This is a genomic window from Streptomyces sp. NPDC088116, from assembly GCF_044741745.1.
GTDB lineage: Bacteria > Actinomycetota > Actinomycetes > Streptomycetales > Streptomycetaceae > Streptomyces.
In genome coordinates, this window is the sequence record NZ_JBIUTF010000007.1 from 559,945 (window position 1) to 578,794 (window position 18,850).

At 70.6% G+C, this 18,850-nt stretch carries 17 protein-coding genes; 10 read left to right on the forward strand and 7 right to left on the reverse strand.

What is annotated here, in order from left to right:
- Nucleotides 1–27 precede the first annotated feature (27 nt).
- Both ACIOJD_RS28645 and ACIOJD_RS28650 read left to right on the forward strand, forming a co-directional pair.
- Nucleotides 28–396 carry an STAS domain-containing protein gene (locus ACIOJD_RS28645; RefSeq protein ID WP_401918741.1) on the forward strand — a complete coding sequence of 123 codons (369 nt, stop codon included), beginning with the start codon at nt 28–30 and terminating at the stop codon, nt 394–396.
- A gap of 181 nt (nt 397–577) precedes the next feature.
- Entirely contained in the window at nt 578–1,066 is a 489-nt protein-coding gene (locus ACIOJD_RS28650) for an ATP-binding protein (RefSeq protein WP_401918743.1), read from the forward strand.
- Between the two features lie 182 nt (nt 1,067–1,248).
- On the opposite strand, the gene ACIOJD_RS28655 is transcribed toward ACIOJD_RS28650, so the two are convergent.
- On the reverse strand, nt 1,249–2,772 hold the full coding sequence (locus tag ACIOJD_RS28655; protein WP_401918745.1) for a peptide MFS transporter: 1,524 nt from the start codon (nt 2,770–2,772) through the stop codon (nt 1,249–1,251).
- A gap of 367 nt (nt 2,773–3,139) precedes the next feature.
- On the opposite strand from ACIOJD_RS28655, the gene ACIOJD_RS28660 reads away from it, so the two are divergent.
- A complete protein-coding gene (locus ACIOJD_RS28660) occupies nt 3,140–3,817 on the forward strand; it encodes a response regulator transcription factor (protein WP_401918746.1) in 678 nt (225 codons plus the stop codon).
- A 239-nt stretch (nt 3,818–4,056) separates the two neighbouring features.
- The gene (locus ACIOJD_RS28665; RefSeq protein WP_401918747.1) at nt 4,057–5,322 is read left to right on the forward strand and encodes an ATP-binding protein; all 1,266 of its coding nucleotides are present in this window, start codon (nt 4,057–4,059) and stop codon (nt 5,320–5,322) included.
- 25 nt (nt 5,323–5,347) lie between these two features.
- Here ACIOJD_RS28665 and ACIOJD_RS28670 read toward each other — a convergent pair whose 3' ends face one another.
- A complete protein-coding gene (locus ACIOJD_RS28670) occupies nt 5,348–5,866 on the reverse strand; it encodes a GtrA family protein (protein WP_401918894.1) in 519 nt (172 codons plus the stop codon).
- A gap of 191 nt (nt 5,867–6,057) precedes the next feature.
- On the opposite strand from ACIOJD_RS28670, the gene ACIOJD_RS28675 reads away from it, so the two are divergent.
- The 3 genes from ACIOJD_RS28675 to ACIOJD_RS28685 are packed head-to-tail and all read left to right on the forward strand — an operon-like array spanning nt 6,058 to nt 8,896.
- Nucleotides 6,058–7,197, forward strand: coding sequence for a 5-(carboxyamino)imidazole ribonucleotide synthase (locus ACIOJD_RS28675; protein WP_401918749.1), 1,140 nt, complete (start codon nt 6,058–6,060; stop codon nt 7,195–7,197).
- Nucleotides 7,194–7,718 (forward strand): 5-(carboxyamino)imidazole ribonucleotide mutase, encoded by a 525-nt coding sequence (gene purE, locus ACIOJD_RS28680; protein ID WP_401918750.1) that lies wholly within the window; start codon nt 7,194–7,196, stop codon nt 7,716–7,718. The genes ACIOJD_RS28675 and purE overlap by 4 nt, the downstream gene beginning before the upstream one ends.
- A complete protein-coding gene (locus tag ACIOJD_RS28685; RefSeq protein ID WP_401918752.1) occupies nt 7,715–8,896 on the forward strand; it encodes a dipeptidase in 1,182 nt (393 codons plus the stop codon). The genes purE and ACIOJD_RS28685 overlap by 4 nt, the downstream gene beginning before the upstream one ends.
- A 139-nt stretch (nt 8,897–9,035) precedes the next feature.
- Here ACIOJD_RS28685 and ACIOJD_RS28690 read toward each other — a convergent pair whose 3' ends face one another.
- Entirely contained in the window at nt 9,036–9,398 is a 363-nt protein-coding gene (locus tag ACIOJD_RS28690) for a VOC family protein (RefSeq protein ID WP_401918753.1), read from the reverse strand.
- Nucleotides 9,399–9,482: 84 nt separating this feature from the next.
- Here ACIOJD_RS28690 and ACIOJD_RS28695 point away from each other — a divergent pair, with 84 nt between their 5' ends.
- Nucleotides 9,483–9,995 carry a CGNR zinc finger domain-containing protein gene (locus ACIOJD_RS28695; protein WP_401918755.1) on the forward strand — a complete coding sequence of 171 codons (513 nt, stop codon included), beginning with the start codon at nt 9,483–9,485 and terminating at the stop codon, nt 9,993–9,995.
- A gap of 366 nt (nt 9,996–10,361) precedes the next feature.
- On the opposite strand, the gene ACIOJD_RS28700 is transcribed toward ACIOJD_RS28695, so the two are convergent.
- Nucleotides 10,362–11,708 carry a UDP-glucose dehydrogenase family protein gene (locus ACIOJD_RS28700; protein WP_401918757.1) on the reverse strand — a complete coding sequence of 449 codons (1,347 nt, stop codon included), beginning with the start codon at nt 11,706–11,708 and terminating at the stop codon, nt 10,362–10,364.
- Between the two features lie 241 nt (nt 11,709–11,949).
- Between ACIOJD_RS28700 and ACIOJD_RS28705 the strand changes: the two genes are divergently transcribed.
- Entirely contained in the window at nt 11,950–13,122 is a 1,173-nt protein-coding gene (locus ACIOJD_RS28705; RefSeq protein WP_401918759.1) for an acyl-CoA dehydrogenase, read from the forward strand.
- A gap of 169 nt (nt 13,123–13,291) precedes the next feature.
- Here the strand turns inward: ACIOJD_RS28705 and ACIOJD_RS28710 are convergent, their stop codons facing one another.
- From ACIOJD_RS28710 to ACIOJD_RS28720, 3 genes are all read right to left on the reverse strand, one after another.
- Nucleotides 13,292–14,557 (reverse strand): LCP family protein, encoded by a 1,266-nt coding sequence (locus ACIOJD_RS28710; protein ID WP_401918761.1) that lies wholly within the window; start codon nt 14,555–14,557, stop codon nt 13,292–13,294.
- A gap of 213 nt (nt 14,558–14,770) precedes the next feature.
- Nucleotides 14,771–15,850, reverse strand: coding sequence for a DUF1259 domain-containing protein (locus ACIOJD_RS28715; protein ID WP_401918763.1), 1,080 nt, complete (start codon nt 15,848–15,850; stop codon nt 14,771–14,773).
- A 150-nt stretch (nt 15,851–16,000) separates the two neighbouring features.
- A complete protein-coding gene (locus ACIOJD_RS28720; protein ID WP_401918765.1) occupies nt 16,001–17,581 on the reverse strand; it encodes an LCP family protein in 1,581 nt (526 codons plus the stop codon).
- Between the two features lie 160 nt (nt 17,582–17,741).
- On the opposite strand from ACIOJD_RS28720, the gene ACIOJD_RS28725 reads away from it, so the two are divergent.
- Nucleotides 17,742–18,797: a glycosyltransferase family 2 protein gene (locus ACIOJD_RS28725; protein WP_401918766.1), complete on the forward strand. Its 1,056-nt coding sequence runs from the start codon at nt 17,742–17,744 to the stop codon at nt 18,795–18,797.
- Nucleotides 18,798–18,850 lie beyond the last annotated feature (53 nt).

Genomic DNA, 18,850 nt, shown 5'->3' on the forward strand with positions numbered 1-18,850 from the left:
CGTACGACACGGCGAAGAGGGACGGGCATGGACCGCCAGACGGTCGGCAGCACGAACCGGGGCCGACTTCGGGTCGAGGTTCGCACCGAGGGCCTGAGCGAGGTAGTGGCAGTGGCCGGTGAGTTGGATCACCACACGGCCGAACTGTTGCGAGGCCCTCTTGAGGACGCGCTCGACCAGGGCCGGGTACGCCTGGTGATCGACTGCTCACAGCTGGAGTTCTGTGATTCCACCGGACTCAATGTGCTGCTCGGAGCCCGGCTCAAGGCGGATGCCGCCGGAGGCGGGGTCCACCTGGCCGGGATGCTGCCCGTCGTGGCGCGCGTCTTCGAGATCACCGGGGCGGACGCGGTTTTCACCGTCCACGACTCCCTTGAACAAGCCCTGGCCGACTGAGCCCGGAGCCCCACTTACCGGCCCGTCCGCCCCTTGTGTTGCGCGCGTCACCACTTCCGCGCGCTGAAGTGGGTGTTGTCACGATTCGGAGGGGCAGAAGACCCCCGGCAGGCCGCACAGGATCCTGCACTCTCTGTATTGGTGAACTCGCAAATTGGTGAATCGGTGAGGTGAAGCGCTGATGAGCACCACCCGGCAGCCGCAGCCGGGCGGCCTCGGCCCCGAGTCGGACGACGCGGGACCTGCCCCCGTGACGTCCGAACAGCGGGTACGGACGCTCGCGCTGTCCGGCGCCAGCGGTGTTGTCCCGCTCGCGCGCGACTTCACCCGCCAGGCGCTGTACGACTGGGGCTGGCTCCCCGCCGCGACGGCGGACCGGCGGGCGGCGGCCGAGGATGTCCTGCTGGTGGTCTCCGAGCTGGTCACCAACGCCTGCCTGCATGCCGAGGGGCCCGAGGGGCTCCGGGTCTCGTGCAGCGCCAAAGTGCTGCGGCTGGAAGTCACGGACCGCGGTACGGGCCAGCCGGCGCCACGCACCCCGCACCGCGCGGGACGGCCCGGCGGGCATGGCATGTTCATCGTCCAGCGGCTCTGCCTGGACTGGGGCGTCGTACGGACACCCGGATCGGCCGGCAAGAAGGTCTGGGCGGAGCTGGCCGCGCCCGCGTAGCCGACCGCGCCGGGCCCGCCCCGTAAATCAATCCACCGCATACGTTCCAGAGCACGCCGGACCGGCGTGCTCTTTCGCTGTGCGCACCGGCGAGTCCGCGCGAAAGGGCCCGGCGCACCGTCCCTCGGTGGCGCCGGGCCCTTCGCCGTATCGCGGACGACGTCGGTGGACGTCGGCGAATGTCAGTGGATGTCGCCCATCAGCGCGCTGACCTTCCTGCGGTACATGAAGACCGCGAAGCCGGCCAGGGTGGCGAGCACCGCTTCCACGGCCACCGCGCCCGCACCGCTCAGATCGACACCGCCGATGGAGAGCAGGCCGGTGACGGAGTCGCCGGCGGTGACCGCCAGGAACCAGACACCCATCATCTGGCTCGCGTACTTCACGGGCGCCATCTTCGTGGTCACCGACAGACCCACCGGCGAGACGCACAGCTCGCCGATGGTCTGGATCAGGTAGATGCCCACCAGCCACATCGGGCTGACCAGCGTGCCGCTCGCCGACATGACCAGCGGGATCAGGAAGAAGAAGAACGAGACGCCGATGAGGACCAGTCCGGCGGCGAACTTCACGACCGTGCCGGGCTCCTGGCCGCGCCGGTTCAGCCAGAGCCAGAGCCAGGCGGCGACCGGGGCCAGCGCCATGATGAACACCGGGTTCAGCGACTGGTACCAGGAGGACGGGAAGCCCAGCCCGAAGACCTCGCCGGCGGCCTTCGTCGTGCCGAACGCCTGGACCGTGGAGCCGCCTTGGTCGTAGATCATCCAGAAGGCGGCCGCGGCGACGAAGAACCAGATGTACCCGGACATCTTGGTCTGCTCGGCCGCCGACAGCTCCTTGTCGCGCTTGATCCGGATCAGCACACCGGCCGGGATGACCAGGCCCGCGAGCGTCAGCGGGACCATCGCCCAGTTGAGGGTGAAGTGGCCGCTGAGGACGACGATCGCGTAGAAGACGGTGGCGACCAGCAGCCACGTGATGCCCTTGCGCAGCCAGGAGTTGCGCTCCTCGCGGTCCAGCGGGGTGGGGACGCGGCTGCTCTGCGGGTTCAGGTTCTTCGTACCGGCCAGGAAGCAGATCAGGCCGATGCCCATGCCGACCGCGGCGAGGGCGAAGCCGAGGTGCCAGTTGTACGTCTCGCCCACGGTGCCGATGATCAGCGGGGCGAAGAAGGCACCGATGTTGATGCCCATGTAGAAGATGGTGAACCCGCCGTCGCGGCGCGGGTCGTTCGGGCCGTCGTAGAGATGGCCGACCATCGTGGAGATGTTGGCCTTCAGCAGCCCCGAGCCGAGCGCCACCAGCCCCAGACCGGCGAAGAAGCTCCCGGTGCCCGGCACGGCGAGGGTGAGGTGGCCCGCCATGATGGTGCCGGCGCCGATCGTGACGGTCTTGCGCGGGCCCCAGACCCGGTCTCCCAGCCAGCCGCCCGGCATCGCCAGCAGGTAGACCATGGAGAGATAGATGGAGTAGATGGCCGTGGTCGTGGCCAGGTCCATCCCCAGACCGCCGCCCTGAAGCCCCTTCGAGGCGTCGGGGCCGCCGGAGATCAGGTAGATCGTGAGCAGTGCTCTCATGCCGTAGAAGCTGAAACGCTCCCACATCTCGGTCATGAAGAGAGTGGCCAGTCCGCGTGGGTGGCCGAAGAAGGTCTTCTCGGGTCCGGCGGGGGCGCTGGGCGAGTCCTTCGTCAGGCTGGACGCCATGGGTCGATCCTTGCTTGCTCGGGACGCGGTGCTTCGCGGACCGTGCTTCACGAGCCATGCCTCATGAGCCGTGCCCTTGGCGATACCGCGCCCGTGTGGGGGAGGAACCGGAATCTGGTGTTCCGGTCCCGGCGCAGAAAAGAGACCTTTGGCGCTCAGCAGGCCAAAGGTCTCCGAGTACTACTACAGACGTCTCGCCACCATACGGCACGACAGCGCACGATATGGAATGACTTGAGAGATGGATCACAGGGAATCCTGGAACCAAGCGCCTGCATTCGAAGGCAGTTCATCGGATCAAACGCCAGACCCGCAGGTGCTGCCGAGCGCTGCCCTAGGGACGCTCCGCGCGGTCTACCATCACCTCATGACCCGTGTACTGCTCGCCGAGGACGACGCTTCCATCTCGGAGCCGCTGGCCCGCGCCCTGCGACGGGAGGGGTACGAGGTCGAGGTCCGTGAGGACGGTCCGACCGCGCTGGACGCCGGACTCCAGGGCGGTATCGACCTGGTCGTACTCGACCTGGGCCTGCCCGGGATGGACGGCCTGGAAGTGGCCCGCCGGCTGCGCGCCGAGGGGCACGCCATCCCGATCCTGGTGCTGACCGCGCGCGCCGACGAGGTGGACACCGTGGTCGGCCTGGACGCCGGCGCCGACGACTACGTGACCAAGCCGTTCCGGCTCGCCGAACTGCTCGCGAGGGTACGGGCGCTGCTGCGACGCGGCGCCGCGGACCCCGCCCCGGCCCCCGCGACCCACGGCGTACGGATCGACGTCGAGTCGCACCGCGCCTGGATGGGCGAGGAGGAACTCCAGCTGACGGCCAAGGAGTTCGACCTGCTGCGGGTCCTCGTCCGCGACGCGGGCCGGGTCGTCACGCGCGACCAGCTGATGCGCGAGGTCTGGGACACCACCTGGTGGTCCTCCACCAAGACCCTGGACATGCACATCTCCTGGCTGCGCAAGAAGCTCGGGGACGACGCCGCCAATCCGCGCTACATCGCCACGGTCCGGGGTGTCGGCTTCCGCTTCGAGAAGAGCTGACGACTCCGGGGCGCCTCCGGGCCGGTCGCGTGCCGTACGCCGGTGCCGTACGCCGGTGCCGTACGCCGGTTCCGTACGGGCGGACGGAGGCGAAGCGCGGGCGGACGGAGGTGAACCGCAGAGCTGCGGTGGCTCCCGGGTCACCGCGGGTGCTTAGGCTCGGAGCGGCACCCCGCCACCGCGGCACCCCGCCACCGCGTCACCCCGCGTCACCGCGTCACCCCCGCCCGGAGGGCACCTTGCGCCGTCGTCTGATCAATTCCACGCTCGCCGTGGTGCTCGTCGTCATCGCCGTGTTCGGGTTCTCGCTCGTCATCGTCGAGACCCGCACGATCAGCAGCAGCGCCCAGGAGAGCGTGGACTCCGAGGCCCTGCGCCTGGTGAGCATCGTCGACGGCCGGCTGATCGGCGGTGACCACATCACCTCCGAGATCCTCTCCCATCAGATCGACCGGAAGCGGTACGCCCGGATCGAGATCCCCGGCCAGCAGACGGTCGAGATCGGCAAGCCTCCCTCCGGGAGCGTCATCCGGGGCACCGCCGAGGGCGAGGAGGGCGAGACCGTCACCGTCGAGGAGACCCGCTCCTCCGTGACCCGCGAGGTCGGCCGCACCCTGCTGATCATCGGCATGGTGGCGCTGCTCGCCGTCGTCGCCGCCGTCCTGCTGGCCGTCCGCCAGGCGAACCGGCTCGCCTCGCCGCTCACCGACCTCGCCGAGACCGCGGAGCGCCTCGGCTCCGGCGACCCGCGCCCCCGGCACAAGCGCTACTCGGTGCCCGAGCTGGACCGGGTCGCGGACGTCCTGGACTCCAGCGCCGAACGGATCGCGCGGATGCTCACCGCCGAACGCCGGCTCGCCGCGGACGCCTCGCACCAGCTCCGTACGCCCCTGACCGCACTGTCCATGCGGCTGGAGGAGATCTCCGCCACCGACGACCTGGACACCGTGAAGGAGGAGGCGATGATCGCGCTGACGCAGGTGGAGCGGCTGACCGACGTGGTGGAGCGGCTGCTCACCAACGCCCGCGATCCGCGTACGGGCTCGGCCGTCGCCTTCGACCTCGACGAGGTCGTCAAGCAGCAGATCGAGGAGTGGCGCCCGGCCTACCGCAGCGCGGGGCGCGCCATCGTCTGCTCCGGCCGGCACGGGATGAGGGCCGTCGGCACCCCGGGCGCGGTCGCCCAGGTGCTCGCCGCCCTGATCGAGAACTCACTCATGCACGGCGGCGGTACGGTCGCCCTGCGCACCCGCGTCACCGGCAACCAGGCCGTCATCGAGGTGACCGACGAGGGACCAGGCGTTCCGGCGGACCTGGGCGCGCGGATCTTCGAGCGGACCATCAGCGGCCGCAACTCCACCGGGATCGGACTGGCCGTGGCCCGCGACCTCGCGGAGGCGGACGGCGGCCGACTGGAACTGCTCCAGCAGCAGCCGGCGGTCTTCGCGCTCTTCCTCAGCCGGGAGGCCCGTCCCCGCAAGGCCCCGCAGCCCCCGGTCCGCTGACACCCCAATGCCCAGGGGGCGCGGGTCAGCGGGCGACGTGGCCGGGCGCCGGCAGCTGACCTTCCACATCGGAGGCCAGGAACGATTCGCCCGACGTCCCCGCGTCCTCGGCGGGCAGCGTCCGGAACACCCAGGTGCGGTACGACCAGAAGCGGAAGAGCGTCGCGATCCCGGTGCCCAGGAACTTGAACACGTTGCTCTGGAGCGGGGTGTCCCAGCCGAAGCCGTACGTCGCGGCGTACAGCACCCCGTTCTCGATCACCAGGCCGACCACGCTGAACAGCAGGAACAGCGTCAGTTCCTTGGTGCGGCGGCTCTTGTCGCGGTCCCGGTAGGTGAAATAGCGGAAGCCCACGTAGTTGAAGGCGATCGCGACGACGGTGGCCAGGATGCTGGCCCGCACCACGGGCAGCTCGGTGGTGTGCCGTACGAGATTGAAGACCAGCAGATTGACCAGCAGACCCGCGCCACCCACCGCCCCGAACTTGGCCACCTCGCGCACGAGCCGGTCCAGTCGCACACGGAGTGCGCCGCGTTCGCTCATATGCCCGTTCAGCCCCGTCCGGTCGATGGTCAGTCCCCGCCATGCTAACCAGCGGCTCACCCGACTGCCCGAGTACGGTCTCCCGCACAGAAAGTCACCGTGCGTGACATAGCACGACGACAGGCAGCGCGCCGGGGGCGCCCGGGACCGCTCCCGGACCGGTCGTGCCGGGCGGCGGATACCCTGGGGGCGTGACATTCCCGGTAGTCGGCATGGTCGGCGGCGGTCAGCTCGCCCGTATGACCCACGAGGCGGGCATCCCCCTCGGCCTCAGATTCAAGCTCCTCAGTGACACCCCGCAGGACTCGGCGGCCCAGGTGGTCAACGATGTCGTCATCGGCGACTATCGCGACCTGGACACGCTGCGTGACTTCGCGCACGGCTGCGATGTGATCACGTTCGATCACGAGCATGTGCCGATCGAGCACCTGCGCGCCCTGGAGGCGGACGGTATCCCCGTCAGACCGGGCCCCGACGCGCTCGTGCACGCCCAGGACAAGGGCGTCATGCGCGCCAGGCTCACCGCCCTCGGCGTCCCCTGTCCGCGCCACCGCATCGTGGCCGACCCGGCCGACGCCGTGGCCTTCGCCGCCGAGGTGGGCGGCTTCCCCGTCATCCTCAAGACGGTGCGCGGCGGCTACGACGGCAAGGGCGTGTGGTTCGTACGGTCCGAGGCGGACGCCGAGGAGCCCTTCCGGGCCGGCGTTCCCGTCCTCGCCGAGGAGAAGGTCGACTTCGTACGCGAACTGGCGGCGAACATAGTCCGCTCCCCGCACGGCCAGGCCGTGGCCTACCCCGTCGTCGAGTCGCGCCAGGTCGACGGCGTCTGCGACACGGTCATCGCGCCCGCGCCCGGACTGTCGGAAGAACTGTCCGGCGAAGCCCAGCGGCTCGCCCTGCGGATCGCCGCCGAACTGGACGTCGTCGGGCACCTCGCCGTCGAACTCTTCGAGACCACCGACGGCCGGATCCTCGTCAACGAACTCGCGATGCGCCCGCACAACTCCGGGCACTGGACCCAGGACGGCGCGATCACCTCGCAGTTCGCCAACCATGTGCGCGCGGTGCTCGACCTGCCGCTCGGCGACCCGCGCCCGCGCGCGCCCTGGACGGTCATGTGCAACGTCCTCGGCGGCGACTACCCCGACATGTACGCGGCCTACCTGCACTGCATGGCCCGGGACCCGCAGCTGAAGATCCATATGTACGGCAAGGACGTGAAGCCCGGCCGCAAGGTGGGGCATGTCAACACCTACGGCGACGACCTGGACGACGTGCTGGAGCGCGCCCGCCACGCCGCCGGCTATCTGCGAGGAACGATCACAGAATGAGCTCTCCTCTCGTCGGCGTCGTCATGGGCTCGGACTCGGACTGGCCCGTCATGGAGGCCGCCGCGAAGGCCCTCCACGAGTTCGGGATCCCGTACGAGGTCGACGTCGTCTCCGCCCACCGGATGCCGCACGAGATGATCGCGTACGGCGAGCACGCCGCCGGCCGCGGCCTCAAGGCCGTCATCGCCGGCGCGGGCGGCGCCGCCCACCTCCCGGGCATGCTCGCCTCGGTGACCCCGCTGCCGGTGATCGGCGTCCCCGTACCCCTGAAGTACCTCGACGGCATGGACTCCCTGCTGTCCATCGTCCAGATGCCGGCCGGTGTCCCGGTCGCCACGGTCTCCGTCGGCGGCGCGCGCAACGCGGGCCTGCTCGCGGCCCGTATCCTCGCGGCCCACGACCCGGACCTCCAGACACGGATGCGCGAGTTCCAGCAGGACCTGAACGACCAGGCGACGACCAAGGGCAAGCGCCTGAGGGCGAAGGTCGAGGGCTCGGAGCACTTCGGATTCGGCAAGTGAGCGCCGTGGACCTGCTGGACCAGGCACACGAACTCCTCGCCGAATTCCCCGTCGTCGACGGCCACAACGACCTGCCCTGGGCGCTGCGCGAACACGTCCGCTACGACCTGGACCGCCTGGACATCGCGCAGGACCTCTCCGCGCACCTGCACACCGACATCCCTCGGCTGCGCAAGGGCGGGGTGGGAGGCCAGTTCTGGTCCGTGTACGTCCGGTCCGACGTGGCCGGGGACGACGCGGTCAGCGCCACGCTGGAACAGATCGACGTGGTCGGCCGGCTGCTCGCCCGCTACCCCGGGGACCTGGCCCGCGCCCTGACGGCCGACGACATGGAGACCGCCCGCCGCGAGGGCAGGATCGCCTCCCTGATGGGCGCCGAGGGCGGCCACTCCATCAACAACTCCCTCGCCACCCTGCGCGCCCTGCACACCCTGGGCGTCCGCTATATGACGCTCACCCACAACGACAACATCGCCTGGGCGGACTCGGCGACGGATGTCCCGGGCGTGGGCGGCCTCTCGGACTTCGGCCGCGAGGTGGTCCGCGAGATGAACCGGACCGGCATGCTGGTCGACCTCTCCCACGTGGCCGCCACGACGATGCACGACGCGCTCGCCGTGACCGAGGCGCCGGTGATCTTCTCCCACTCCTCCGCGCGGGCCATCTGCGACCACCCGCGCAACATCCCCGACGACGTCCTGGAACTGCTGCCCGGGAACGGCGGGGTCGCGATGGCCACGTTCGTACCGAAGTTCATCCTCCCGGAAGCGGTGGCCTGGACGCAGTCGGCGGACGAGAACCTGCGCGCGCACGGTCTGCACCACCTCGACACCACGCCCGAGGCGATGAAGCTCCACCAGACCTTCGAGGCCTCCCACCCGCGCCCGGTCGCCACGGCGTCCACGGTCGCGGACCACCTGGACCACATGCGCGAGACGGCGGGCATCGACCACGTCGGCATCGGCGGGGACTTCGACGGTACGGCGTTCACACCGGCGGGCCTGGAGGACGTGGCGGGCTACCCGAACCTGATCGCGGAACTGCTGTCGCGCAAGTGGTCGAGGGCGGACCTGTCGAAGCTGACATGGCGCAACGCGGTACGGGTGCTGCGGGCGGCGCAGGACGTGGCTGGCTCGCTCCAGGCCCAACGGCCCGCGTCGCAGGCGACGCTTCCGTAACGGGGTCCTGGGGGCGCCGTCCGGCGGGTCCGGTGATTCGTGTGCGGCACAAATCATGCGGTCCGGACATGCGCCTCCGGAGGCCGCGGCCCCCGCACCACCCACGAACAGCACCGCACCCACACCCCGCCCGGACGGCTCAGCTCGCGCAGAGACAGAGCGGATGCCCCGCCGGGTCCGCGTAGACCCGCCAGGTCCGCGCCGGGTCCGCCGCGTCCAGGACCTTCGCGCCGAGCGCGAGCACCCGCTCCTCCGCCGCGTCCAGGTCCTCGACCGTCAGATCCAGATGGAACTGCTGCGAGCCGTCGGGCGAGGGCCACGAGGGCGGTACGAAGCCGGGCGCGGCCTGGAAGGCGAGTGGGGCGCCGGGGGCGCCCACCAGGTCGACCCAGCCGTCGCCGTCGTCCTCGATCTCACCGCCCAGCAACTGGGCGTAGATACCGGCGAGCGCGACGGGGTCGGGGCAGTCCAGGACGACGGCGCCGAGCGTGGCGATGGGCATGGCGTTCCTCCTCGCGTTACTGCTTGAGCGCATCAATAGGTAACCGTTACCGCATACTCCCGCACAAGAGGTAACGTCGCAACCATGAATGACCGTCCGCCCGCCCCGGGAGAACTGGCCCTGATCGAGGCCCTGGTGAACACGCTCGACATCGAGACGGGTGCCGACGCGCTCGACACCGCGGACGGCCGTGCCGTGTTCGGCCTCACCGAACGGACCGTCCCCGCGGCCCGCGAACTCCGCGAAGCCCTGCGCACCGCCTGCCTGGCCCACGCGGGCCACCGCCCGCCGGGCCGCTCGACGGCCGTCCTGGACCGCCTGCTGGCCGAGGCGCCGCTGCGGCTGGCCATCGACGCGCGGGGCGGGGCCGCGCTCCGTCCCGTCACCGCCCCGGACGCGCTGGCGTCCCGTATCGCGGCGGCGATCGCGGCCGGGGTCGCGGACGGTACGTGGCCCCGTCTCAAGGCGTGCGAGGCGACGGACTGCGAGTGGGTGTACTACGACCGGAGCCCGGCGGGCCGCGGCCGCTGGTGCTCGATGTCGGTGTGCGGAGCCCGCGCCAAGATGCGCACGTACCGCGCGAGGCGTGCGGGGTAGGGGCCGGTCAGGTCCGGAGCGAACCGCGCCCTGAGGCAGCCGGGCCCTGAGGCAGCCGGGCCCGTCAGGCTCTCGCCCGGAGGGAACCGGGCCCGGGACGGACCGGGCCCGGGACGGACCGGGCCCGGGACGGACCGGGCCCGAGATGAACCGGCCCCGAGATGAACCGGCCCCGAGATGAACCGGGCCCGAGATGAACCGGCCCCGAGATGAACCGGCCCCGAGATGAACCGGCCCCGGGACGAATCGGCCCCGAGATGAACCGGCCCCGAGATGAACCGGCCCCGAGATGAACCGGGCCCGAGATGAACCGGCCCCGGGACGAATCGGCCCCGAGACGATCCGGCCCCGGGACGGACCGGCCCGTCAGGCCCGCGGCCGCCCCATCGCGCGGTACGTCCAGCCCGCCTCGCGCCACCGCTCCGGGTCCAGCGCGTTGCGGCCGTCCAGGATCAGCCGCCGGGCCGTCGCCTCGCCCAGGACCGCCGGGTCCAGCTCGCGGAACTCGCGCCACTCCGTCAGGTGCAGGACGACATCCGCGCCGCGCACCGCGTCCACCGCGGAGTCCGCGTACCGCAGCGTCGGGAAGAGCCGCTTCGCGTTGTCCATGCCCTTGGGGTCGTACACCGTCACCTGGCCGCCCTGGAGGTGGATCTGGCCGGCGACGTTGAGCGCGGGGGAGTCCCGTACGTCGTCGGAGTCCGGCTTGAACGTCGCGCCGAGCACCGCGACCCGCTTCCCCAGGAACGACGAGTCGCCGCCCACCGCCTCGCGCGCCAGCTCCACCATGTGGCCGCGGCGCCGCATGTTGATCGAGTCGACCTCGCGCAGGAAGGTCAGGGCCTGGTCCGCGCCCAGTTCGCCCGCGCGCGCCATGAACGCGCGGATGTCCTTCGGCAGGCAGCCGCCGCCGAAGCCGATCCCGGCGCGCAGGAACTTGGCGCCGATCCGTTCGTCGTACCCGAGTGCCTCGGCCAGCCTCACCACGTCGCCGCCGGCGGCCTCGCAGACCTCGGCCATCGCGTTGATGAACGAGATCTTCGTGGCGAGGAACGAGTTCGCGGAGGTCTTGACCAGTTCGGAGGTCGGGAAGTCCGTGACGACGAACGGCGATCCCTCACCGACCGGTGTCGCGTACACCTCGCGCAGCAGCCGCTCGGCGCGCTCGCCGCGTACGCCCACCACGATCCGGTCGGGGTGCAGGGTGTCCTGTACGGCGAAGCCCTCGCGCAGGAACTCCGGGTTCCAGGCCAGCTCCACGTCGCGTCCGGCGGGGGCCAGTTCGGCGATGCGGGCGGCGAGCCGCTCCGCGCTGCCCACGGGCACCGTGGACTTGCCGACGACCAGCGCGGGCCGGCCGAGGTGCTTGGCGAGGCTCTCGACCGCGGAGTCGACGTACGACATGTCGCAGGCGTATTCGCCGTGCTTCTGCGGGGTGTTCACACAGACGAAGTGCACATCGCCGAATTCGGCGACCTCCGCCCAGTCCATCGTGAACCGCAGCCGGCCGGTCGACCCCTCGATCCCGGCGACATGCCTGCGCAGCAGTTCCTCCAGGCCGGGCTCGTACATCGGGACCCGGCCCGCGGACAGCATCTCGATCTTCTCGGGGACCACATCGAGACCGAGGACCTCGAATCCGAGCTCCGCCATGGCCGCGGCGTGCGTGGCGCCGAGGTAACCGGTGCCGATCACTGTGATCTTGAGGGCCATGTGATGCTCCAGGGAGACGCGGTCGGATTGCCGCGCGGTCACCGTACACCGTGCGGTGCGACATGCGTACGACGTGCGGTGCGACCGCGCGGCCCGAGCATAGCCGCGTGGCCCCACGGCCCTGAAGGGGCACTTCCGCGTGAGGGTGCGGCTGTCGGCAAACTCACCTATCCCTGTGACGGCTCGGCGATCTAAGCTGGTGTTACTTAACGGTAGTTAGCGTGTTGGGGAGTGAGAGACCGTGGCTGGATCGGCTGATTTCGACCTGTACCGCCCGTCCGACGAGCACGACATGCTCCGTGAGACCGTCCGCGCGCTCGCCGAGGCGAAAATAGCGCCGTTCGCCGCCGCGGTGGACGAGGAGGCCCGCTTCCCGCAGGAGGCGCTGGACGCGCTGGTCGGCTCCGATCTGCACGCCATCCATGTCCCGGAGGAGTACGGCGGCGCGGGCGCCGACGCGCTCGCCACGGTGATCGTGATCGAGGAGATCGCGCGGGTCTGCGCGTCGTCGTCCCTGATCCCCGCCGTGAACAAGCTCGGCTCGCTGCCCGTGATCCTCTCCGGCGGCGAGGACCTCAAGAAGAAGTACCTGGGCCAATTGGCCACGGGTGACGGGATGTTCTCGTACTGCCTCTCCGAGCCGGACGCCGGCTCGGACGCGGGCGGCATGAAGACCAAGGCGGTACGGGACGGCGACCACTACGTCCTCAACGGTGTGAAGCGCTGGATCACCAACGCCGGTGTCTCCGACTTCTACACGGTGATGGCCGTCACCGACCCGGACCTGCGCACCAAGGGCATCAGCGCCTTCGTCGTCGAGAAGGCGGACGAGGGCGTCTCCTTCGGCGCCCCGGAGAAGAAGCTGGGCATCAAGGGATCCCCGACCCGCGAGGTCTATCTGGACAATGTCCGTATCCCCGCCGACCGTCTGATCGGCGAGGAGGGCACGGGCTTCGCCACCGCGATGAAGACCCTCGACCACACCCGCATCACGATCGCCGCCCAGGCGCTCGGCATCGCACAGGGCGCCCTCGACTACGCCAAGGGCTATGTCCAGGAGCGCAAGCAGTTCGGGAAGGCGATCGCGGAGTTCCAGGGCGTGCAGTTCATGCTGGCCGACATGGCCATGAAGCTGGAGGCCGCCCGCCAGCTCACCTACGCCGCGGCCGCCAGGTCGGAACGCGTCTCGGCGGGCAGCGCCAAGGAGGACCTGACCTTCTTCGGCGCGGCGGCCAAGTGCTACGCCTCCGACGCGGCCATGGAGATCACCACGGACGCGGTCCAACTCCTCGGCGGCTACGGCTACACGCGCGACTACCCGGTGGAACGGATGATGCGCGACGCCAAGATCACCCAGATCTACGAGGGCACGAACCAGGTCCAGCGCATCGTGATGGCGCGCAACCTCCCGTAACACCCGTACGGACAGCGGTCCGTCCGCCCGTACGTACGCCGAAGCCCCGGCCACTGGACATCGAACGAGCCGTGGCGGCCGGGGCTTCGGTGTGACGGGCGGTGACGGGTGGTGGCGGACGGCGGTGGGCCGGTGGGCCGGTGGGCGATGGCCCCGTTCCGCGTCGTCGTCAGTTGTCGGAGACGGTGACCTTCTCGTCGTTGTTGAGCTGGTTCACCAGCTCCTTGACCTTCGCCTTGTCCCAGACGAGATTGCCGCCGGAACTGCCCGAGATCGGCATGTTCATGGACTTGCCCTCGCCGCCCGTGACGCCCTTCATCGCGAAGAACATCTGGCCCAGTGACCAGAGCGACATGTCCTTGTCCACGATCAGGGTGTCCAGGCCCGCGCTCATCGTCGGGTAGAGCTTGAACGGGTTGAGGATCGTGCCCGGCGTGGCCGTCTGCGAGGCCAGGGCCGCGAGGAACTTCTGCTGGTTCTTCGTGCGGTCCAGGTCGCTGTTGGCGAAGGCGTACCGCGTCCGTACGAAGGCCAGGGCCTGCTCGCCGTCCAGGGTCTGCTCGCCCGCCTTGAAGTCGGCGCCGGACTTCTGGTCCTTGAACGCCTTCGGGATGTTCATGTCCACCCCGCCGATCGCGTCCACGATGTTGGCGAAGCCGGCGAAGCCGATCTCGACGTAGTGGTTGATGTGCAGGCCGGTGTTGTACTCGACGGTACGGACTAGCAGCTCGGGGCCGTCCTCGGCGTAGGCCGCGTTGAGCTTGGTCTGCCGTCCCGTGTTCGGGAAGGTCTTGCCGGACTCCGAGCCCACGAACGACGGGATCGTCACATTGGAGTCGCGCGGCAGGGAGATGAGCGTCGGGCCGTTCGATCCGTCGTGCAGGATCATCATCGAGTCGGTGCGCTTGCCCTCGGCGGAGCCCGTGTGGAGCTTCTTCTTGTCCTCGGCGGTCATGCCCTCACGGCTGTCCGAGCCGACGATCAGGTAGTTCGTGCCGTCGCCCTCCTCCGGCCGCTCGATGACCTTGGAGAGGTCCACTTCGCGCTTGAGCTTGCCGTCGGCCCAGAAGTACGTGCCGATGGAGACGGCGAGGATCACGACGGCCAGCGTCAGCGCGCCGAGCTTGATGCGGCGGCGCCAGTCGGGTGCCTGCCGCGGCGGACCGCCCTGGCCGGACCCGCCGCCGCCCTGCGGAGGAATGCCGCCCCGGCCGCCACCGCCACCGTAGACCTGGCCCGTGTTGTATCCGCTGTCGTACGTCTGGTCCGGGCCCGCTCCGGGCCGGCCGTACCCCGGTGCCTGCGGGGGTACGCCTCTGGGCTGTACGTGCGGCATCGCGCGCGCGCCCTCGGGCTGTGAGCCCGCGCTGCCGCGCCCGTAGCGGTCGCGCCGCTCGCCGCGGTCGCCGGTCGGTCCATCGGGCCATTCATTCATGCGGACCAGTGTGCCGGGCGGGTCTGTGTCCCATACAGGGGAGTAGCGAATCGGGGCGGGGCTGTTGCCAATCTGATGCACATCGGGTCTGGACGTCACCTGCCGGACACTCTCCGACCGGCGTTCCAGGGCCTTCCCGCACCGTGCTCGCGGGACGGGACGTGGCCGCTCCCCGGGTGCGGGAGCGGCCACGCTTCTCGTGCCGTCGGTCGGTCAGAGGTCCCCTCCGCCCCCGCCTCCGCCGGGAACGACGTTGGTCACATCCAGAGCGGAGCGCAGGGCCTTGGCGAGTTCGACGGCGTTGCCCACGGCCCAGAAGTGGGTGAAGAACAGCCGGGGCTCCTCCGTCAGGCCGTGATTGTGCAGTTCGACAAGGCTGATCCCGCCGCGACGCAGCGCCTTGAGGACGTTCTGGACCTCCTCGGCGACCATGACGAAGTCACCGTTGAGCGCCGCCTTGCCGCCGCCCAGCGGCTGGAAGTTGAAGGCGGTGGACGCCCCCAGGCCCTTGGGCATCAGCATGCCGTTGTCGATGACGGTCTCGCGGCGGTGGAAGACGGCCTTGTAGAGGCCGCCGTCGTTGGACCCCTTCGTGCCCAGCACGGCGTCGAGCTGCCGGGCGTCCAGATCGAGCGGCTTCGTCGGCGGGCGCCCGGGTTTGACGGGCGGCGTCCCCGTACGGTCGAGGGCCGCGCGCAGACCGCGGGCGATCGCCACCGGGTCATGCCCGTGCGCGTGGACATGGATCCACCAGACGTCGGGGCTGTGGGCCAGCAGATGCTTGTGGAGCGCGGTCTGCGCGATGCCGTGCGACTGGAGCGTGTCGGACACCTGCTGCAACTCGCCCTCGGTGACGGTCACATCGCCCATGGCGAGCGTGGAGCCGTCCTCGTAGCGGACGAAGGCCACATGCGACCCCAGGGCGAGCCCTGAGCTGACCTTGACGTCGTACGAGACGACGTGCAGGTCATTGCGTGGGGCACGCGCGTGGATGTACTCGTCGCGCACCATGCTGCCGGGGAGGCCCAGCGCCTTCATCACGTCGCTCCAGTCGGCCACCGTGGTGGGCACCGGTCTTACCGGGTCCGGGTGGCCGGGGTGGTGCGGCTCGTCCTGGCGACCGGGTTGGTCCCGGCGGCCCGGGTGGTGCGGTGCGGTTCGCCGCGATGTCCCGGCGTGGGCGGCGCTCGCCCCCGCCCCGGCCAGCAACGGCACCAGCGCGGCCGCGGTCAGCAGCCGGCGCCGGGGTGTGACGGCCCGAGCGGACGTGTCCTGCTGTCGGTTTTCGCTCATCGTGTGAGCACCTCCGTAGATAGGCGGATGTGTAGATGGCGGGAGGGAGATGGGGGGAGGGAGACGGGAGAGGAGCGGGTACGGCCGCGACCGCGCGAGCGTCCTGACGCGCCGCCCACCGCGGCCCGCGCCCGGCACGTAAGGCGGCGCTCAGGGACACACGACCTGGTCCCCGGTCACCGCCTCGAACTGGCCCTTGGGCTTCTCCTCCGCGCGGACCGGCGTCACCGCCTTGTAGTCCGTCCCCGCCATCACCTTGAGCGTGGAGCCCTGCTGCCGTACGGCGCGCAGTTCGCTGCCGGGCAGCGCCGCCGCCAGGGACTTCGCCGACCGGTCCCAGCGCGGGTCGTACATCACGACCGTCCGACGCACCTCGGGCCCGTCGGAGCCCAGTGGCGCGCGGGTCGTCGCGAAGCCCGTGCCGCGCAGGGCGTCGTCGACCTCCTTGCCCAGTCCGTCCCTTCGCGTGCCGTTGTAGACCTGCACCCGGATCTCCTGGGGCTTCACATCGACCAGCCGGGCGTCCTTGGCGGGCCGCGGCGACGCCGGGGACGCGTTCGGCCGGGGCGCCCGCGCGCTCGGGGCCGGGGTCAGCGGCTTGTCCTCGCGCAGCGCGCGGAAGAGGCTCTTCGACTTCACCGGGTCCCACCTCACGGTCGTTCCGATGCCCGGGACCGAGATGTCCTTGCCACTGACCGGTACGGACGTGAACTCCGAGGAGGACGGCGACAGCCCCCGCATCGCCTCACCGACGGCGAGCATCTGTTCCGTACCGAAGCCCGCGTCCGCGCGGACCGAGCTGAGCATCGTCGAGGTGACGTCCCGGAGCTTCACCGGGTTCAGCAGGACACCGCGGTCGGCGGCCCGGCTGATCAGCGCGGCCACCAAGCGCTGCTGGCGCTGCATCCTGCCGAGATCCGCGTCGCTGTCGATGTGCCGGGACCGTACGTACTGGAGCGCCTCGCCGCCGTTCATCCGGTGGGTGCCCGGTGCCAGATCGAGTCCGGTGTTCGCGTCCTTCAGCGACCGGGGCGTACAGATCTCCACCCCGCCCAGCGAGTCCACCGTCTTCATGAAGCTCGTGAAGTCGACCTCCAGATAGTGGCTGATCTTCACGCCCGTCATACGCTCCACGGTCCGGACCGTCAGATTCGGCCCGCCCTCCGCGTAGGCCGCGTTGATCTTCACCGGGTGCGGCTTGTGCTGCTTGCCGGTGGTCCCGTCGGTGTGCTCGGGCAGCTCCGCGTAACTGTCGCGCGGCACGCTCACGACGCTGGCGCGCTTCCCGTCCTCCGAGAGATGGACGAGCATGATCGTGTCGGTGCAGTGGCAGGGAGCGCCGCCGAGCCGGTACGTCCGCCGTTCGGACTCCGTGATCTTGTCGCGGCCGTCGGTGCCGACGAGCAGGAGGTTCAGGCCGTGGCCCGCGTCGGGCCGGTTCTTCATGTCCTTGAACGCGTCGACCCGGCCGATCCCGGTGTCGAGGCTGGTCACCACCGCGTGGCCGATCCCGCCGGCGCCCAGGATCAGGACCGACAGGGTGGTCGCCACCCGTGTTCCCCAGCGTGGCCTCCCGGCCCGGCCTCCCGGACCCGTCCCCCTGCCCGCCCCCGCCCGGGGCCGGCGGGCCGGCCGGTGCGGCGGGGCGGTGCGGCGGGAGGAGCGGGGCGGCGTGGGCACGGGGTACACCTCCGCGGGTGACAGGGGGGATCGCGAGCACGGTAGGCCCATACGATCAGCGCCACTGGGCAGCAACCCGGGCGGCGCGCGTGGCTGTCCCCCGTTCGCGGTAACGTGGCGGTCTCACCGCCGTCTCCCGAAGGCCGGCCACGGCCCGTGCGCACCCCTGGCCGAGACCGGCCCCGGGCCCGAAGGACCCCCGAAGGACCACATGCCTGCCCTGCCTCCCGCAGTTTCCGTGATCATGCCGGTGCTCAATGAGGAACGTCATCTGAGGAACTCCGTCCGGCACATCCTGGAGCAGGAGTACGAAGGCGAGATGGAGGTGGTCATCGCGCTCGGGCCCTCCACGGACCGTACGGACGAGATCGCCGCGGAGCTGGTACGGGAGACCGCGTCCCACGCACGCGCCCGCGTCCAGACCGTCCCCAACCCGACCGGCCGCACCCCGGCCGCGCTGAACGCCGCGATCAAGGCGTCCAGGCACCCCGTCGTGGTACGGGTCGACGGCCACGGCATGCTCTCCCCGAACTACATCGCCACCGCCGTCCGGCTGCTGGAGGAGACCGGCGCGCAGAACGTCGGCGGCATCATGCACGCCGAGGGCGAGAACGACTGGGAGCACGCGGTCGCCGCCGCCATGACCTCCAGGATCGGCGTGGGCAACGCGGCCTTCCACACCGGAGGTCAGGCCGGGCCCGCCGAAACCGTGTATCTGGGTGTCTTCCGGCGCGAGGCGCTGGAGCGGCAGGACGGCTACAACGAGGAGTTCATCCGCGCCCAGGACTGGGAGCTGAACTTCCGTATCCGCGAGTCCGGCGGCGCGATCTGGTTCTCGCCCGAGCTGCGGGTGCAGTACCGCCCGCGCCCCTCGGTCAGGGCGCTCGCCAAGCAGTACAAGGAGTACGGCCGCTGGCGCCATGTCGTCGCCCGCTACCACTCGGGCTCGATCAACCTGCGCTACCTCGCGCCGCCGACGGCCGTCTGCGCCATCGCCGCGGGCATCGTGGCCGGCGCGGTCCTCACGCCCTGGGCCTTCGTCGTCCCGGCCGGCTATCTCGCCGCGATCGCCGCGGGATCCGTCCCGGCGGGCAAGGGCCTGCCGCTGAAAGCCCGGCTCCAGATCCCGGTGGCGCTGGCCACCATGCACATGTCGTGGGGCTACGGCTTCCTGACCAGCCCGCGCTCGCTGGCGAGGAAGGTCATCGCGAGCCGCCGCCCGGCCGCGCGGCAGGACCAGGACCAGAACAACACCACGACGGCCTGAATCCGGGCGTACGGCCCCGTGCCCGCGATCCGGTCACTCCGGCCGCGGCCCCG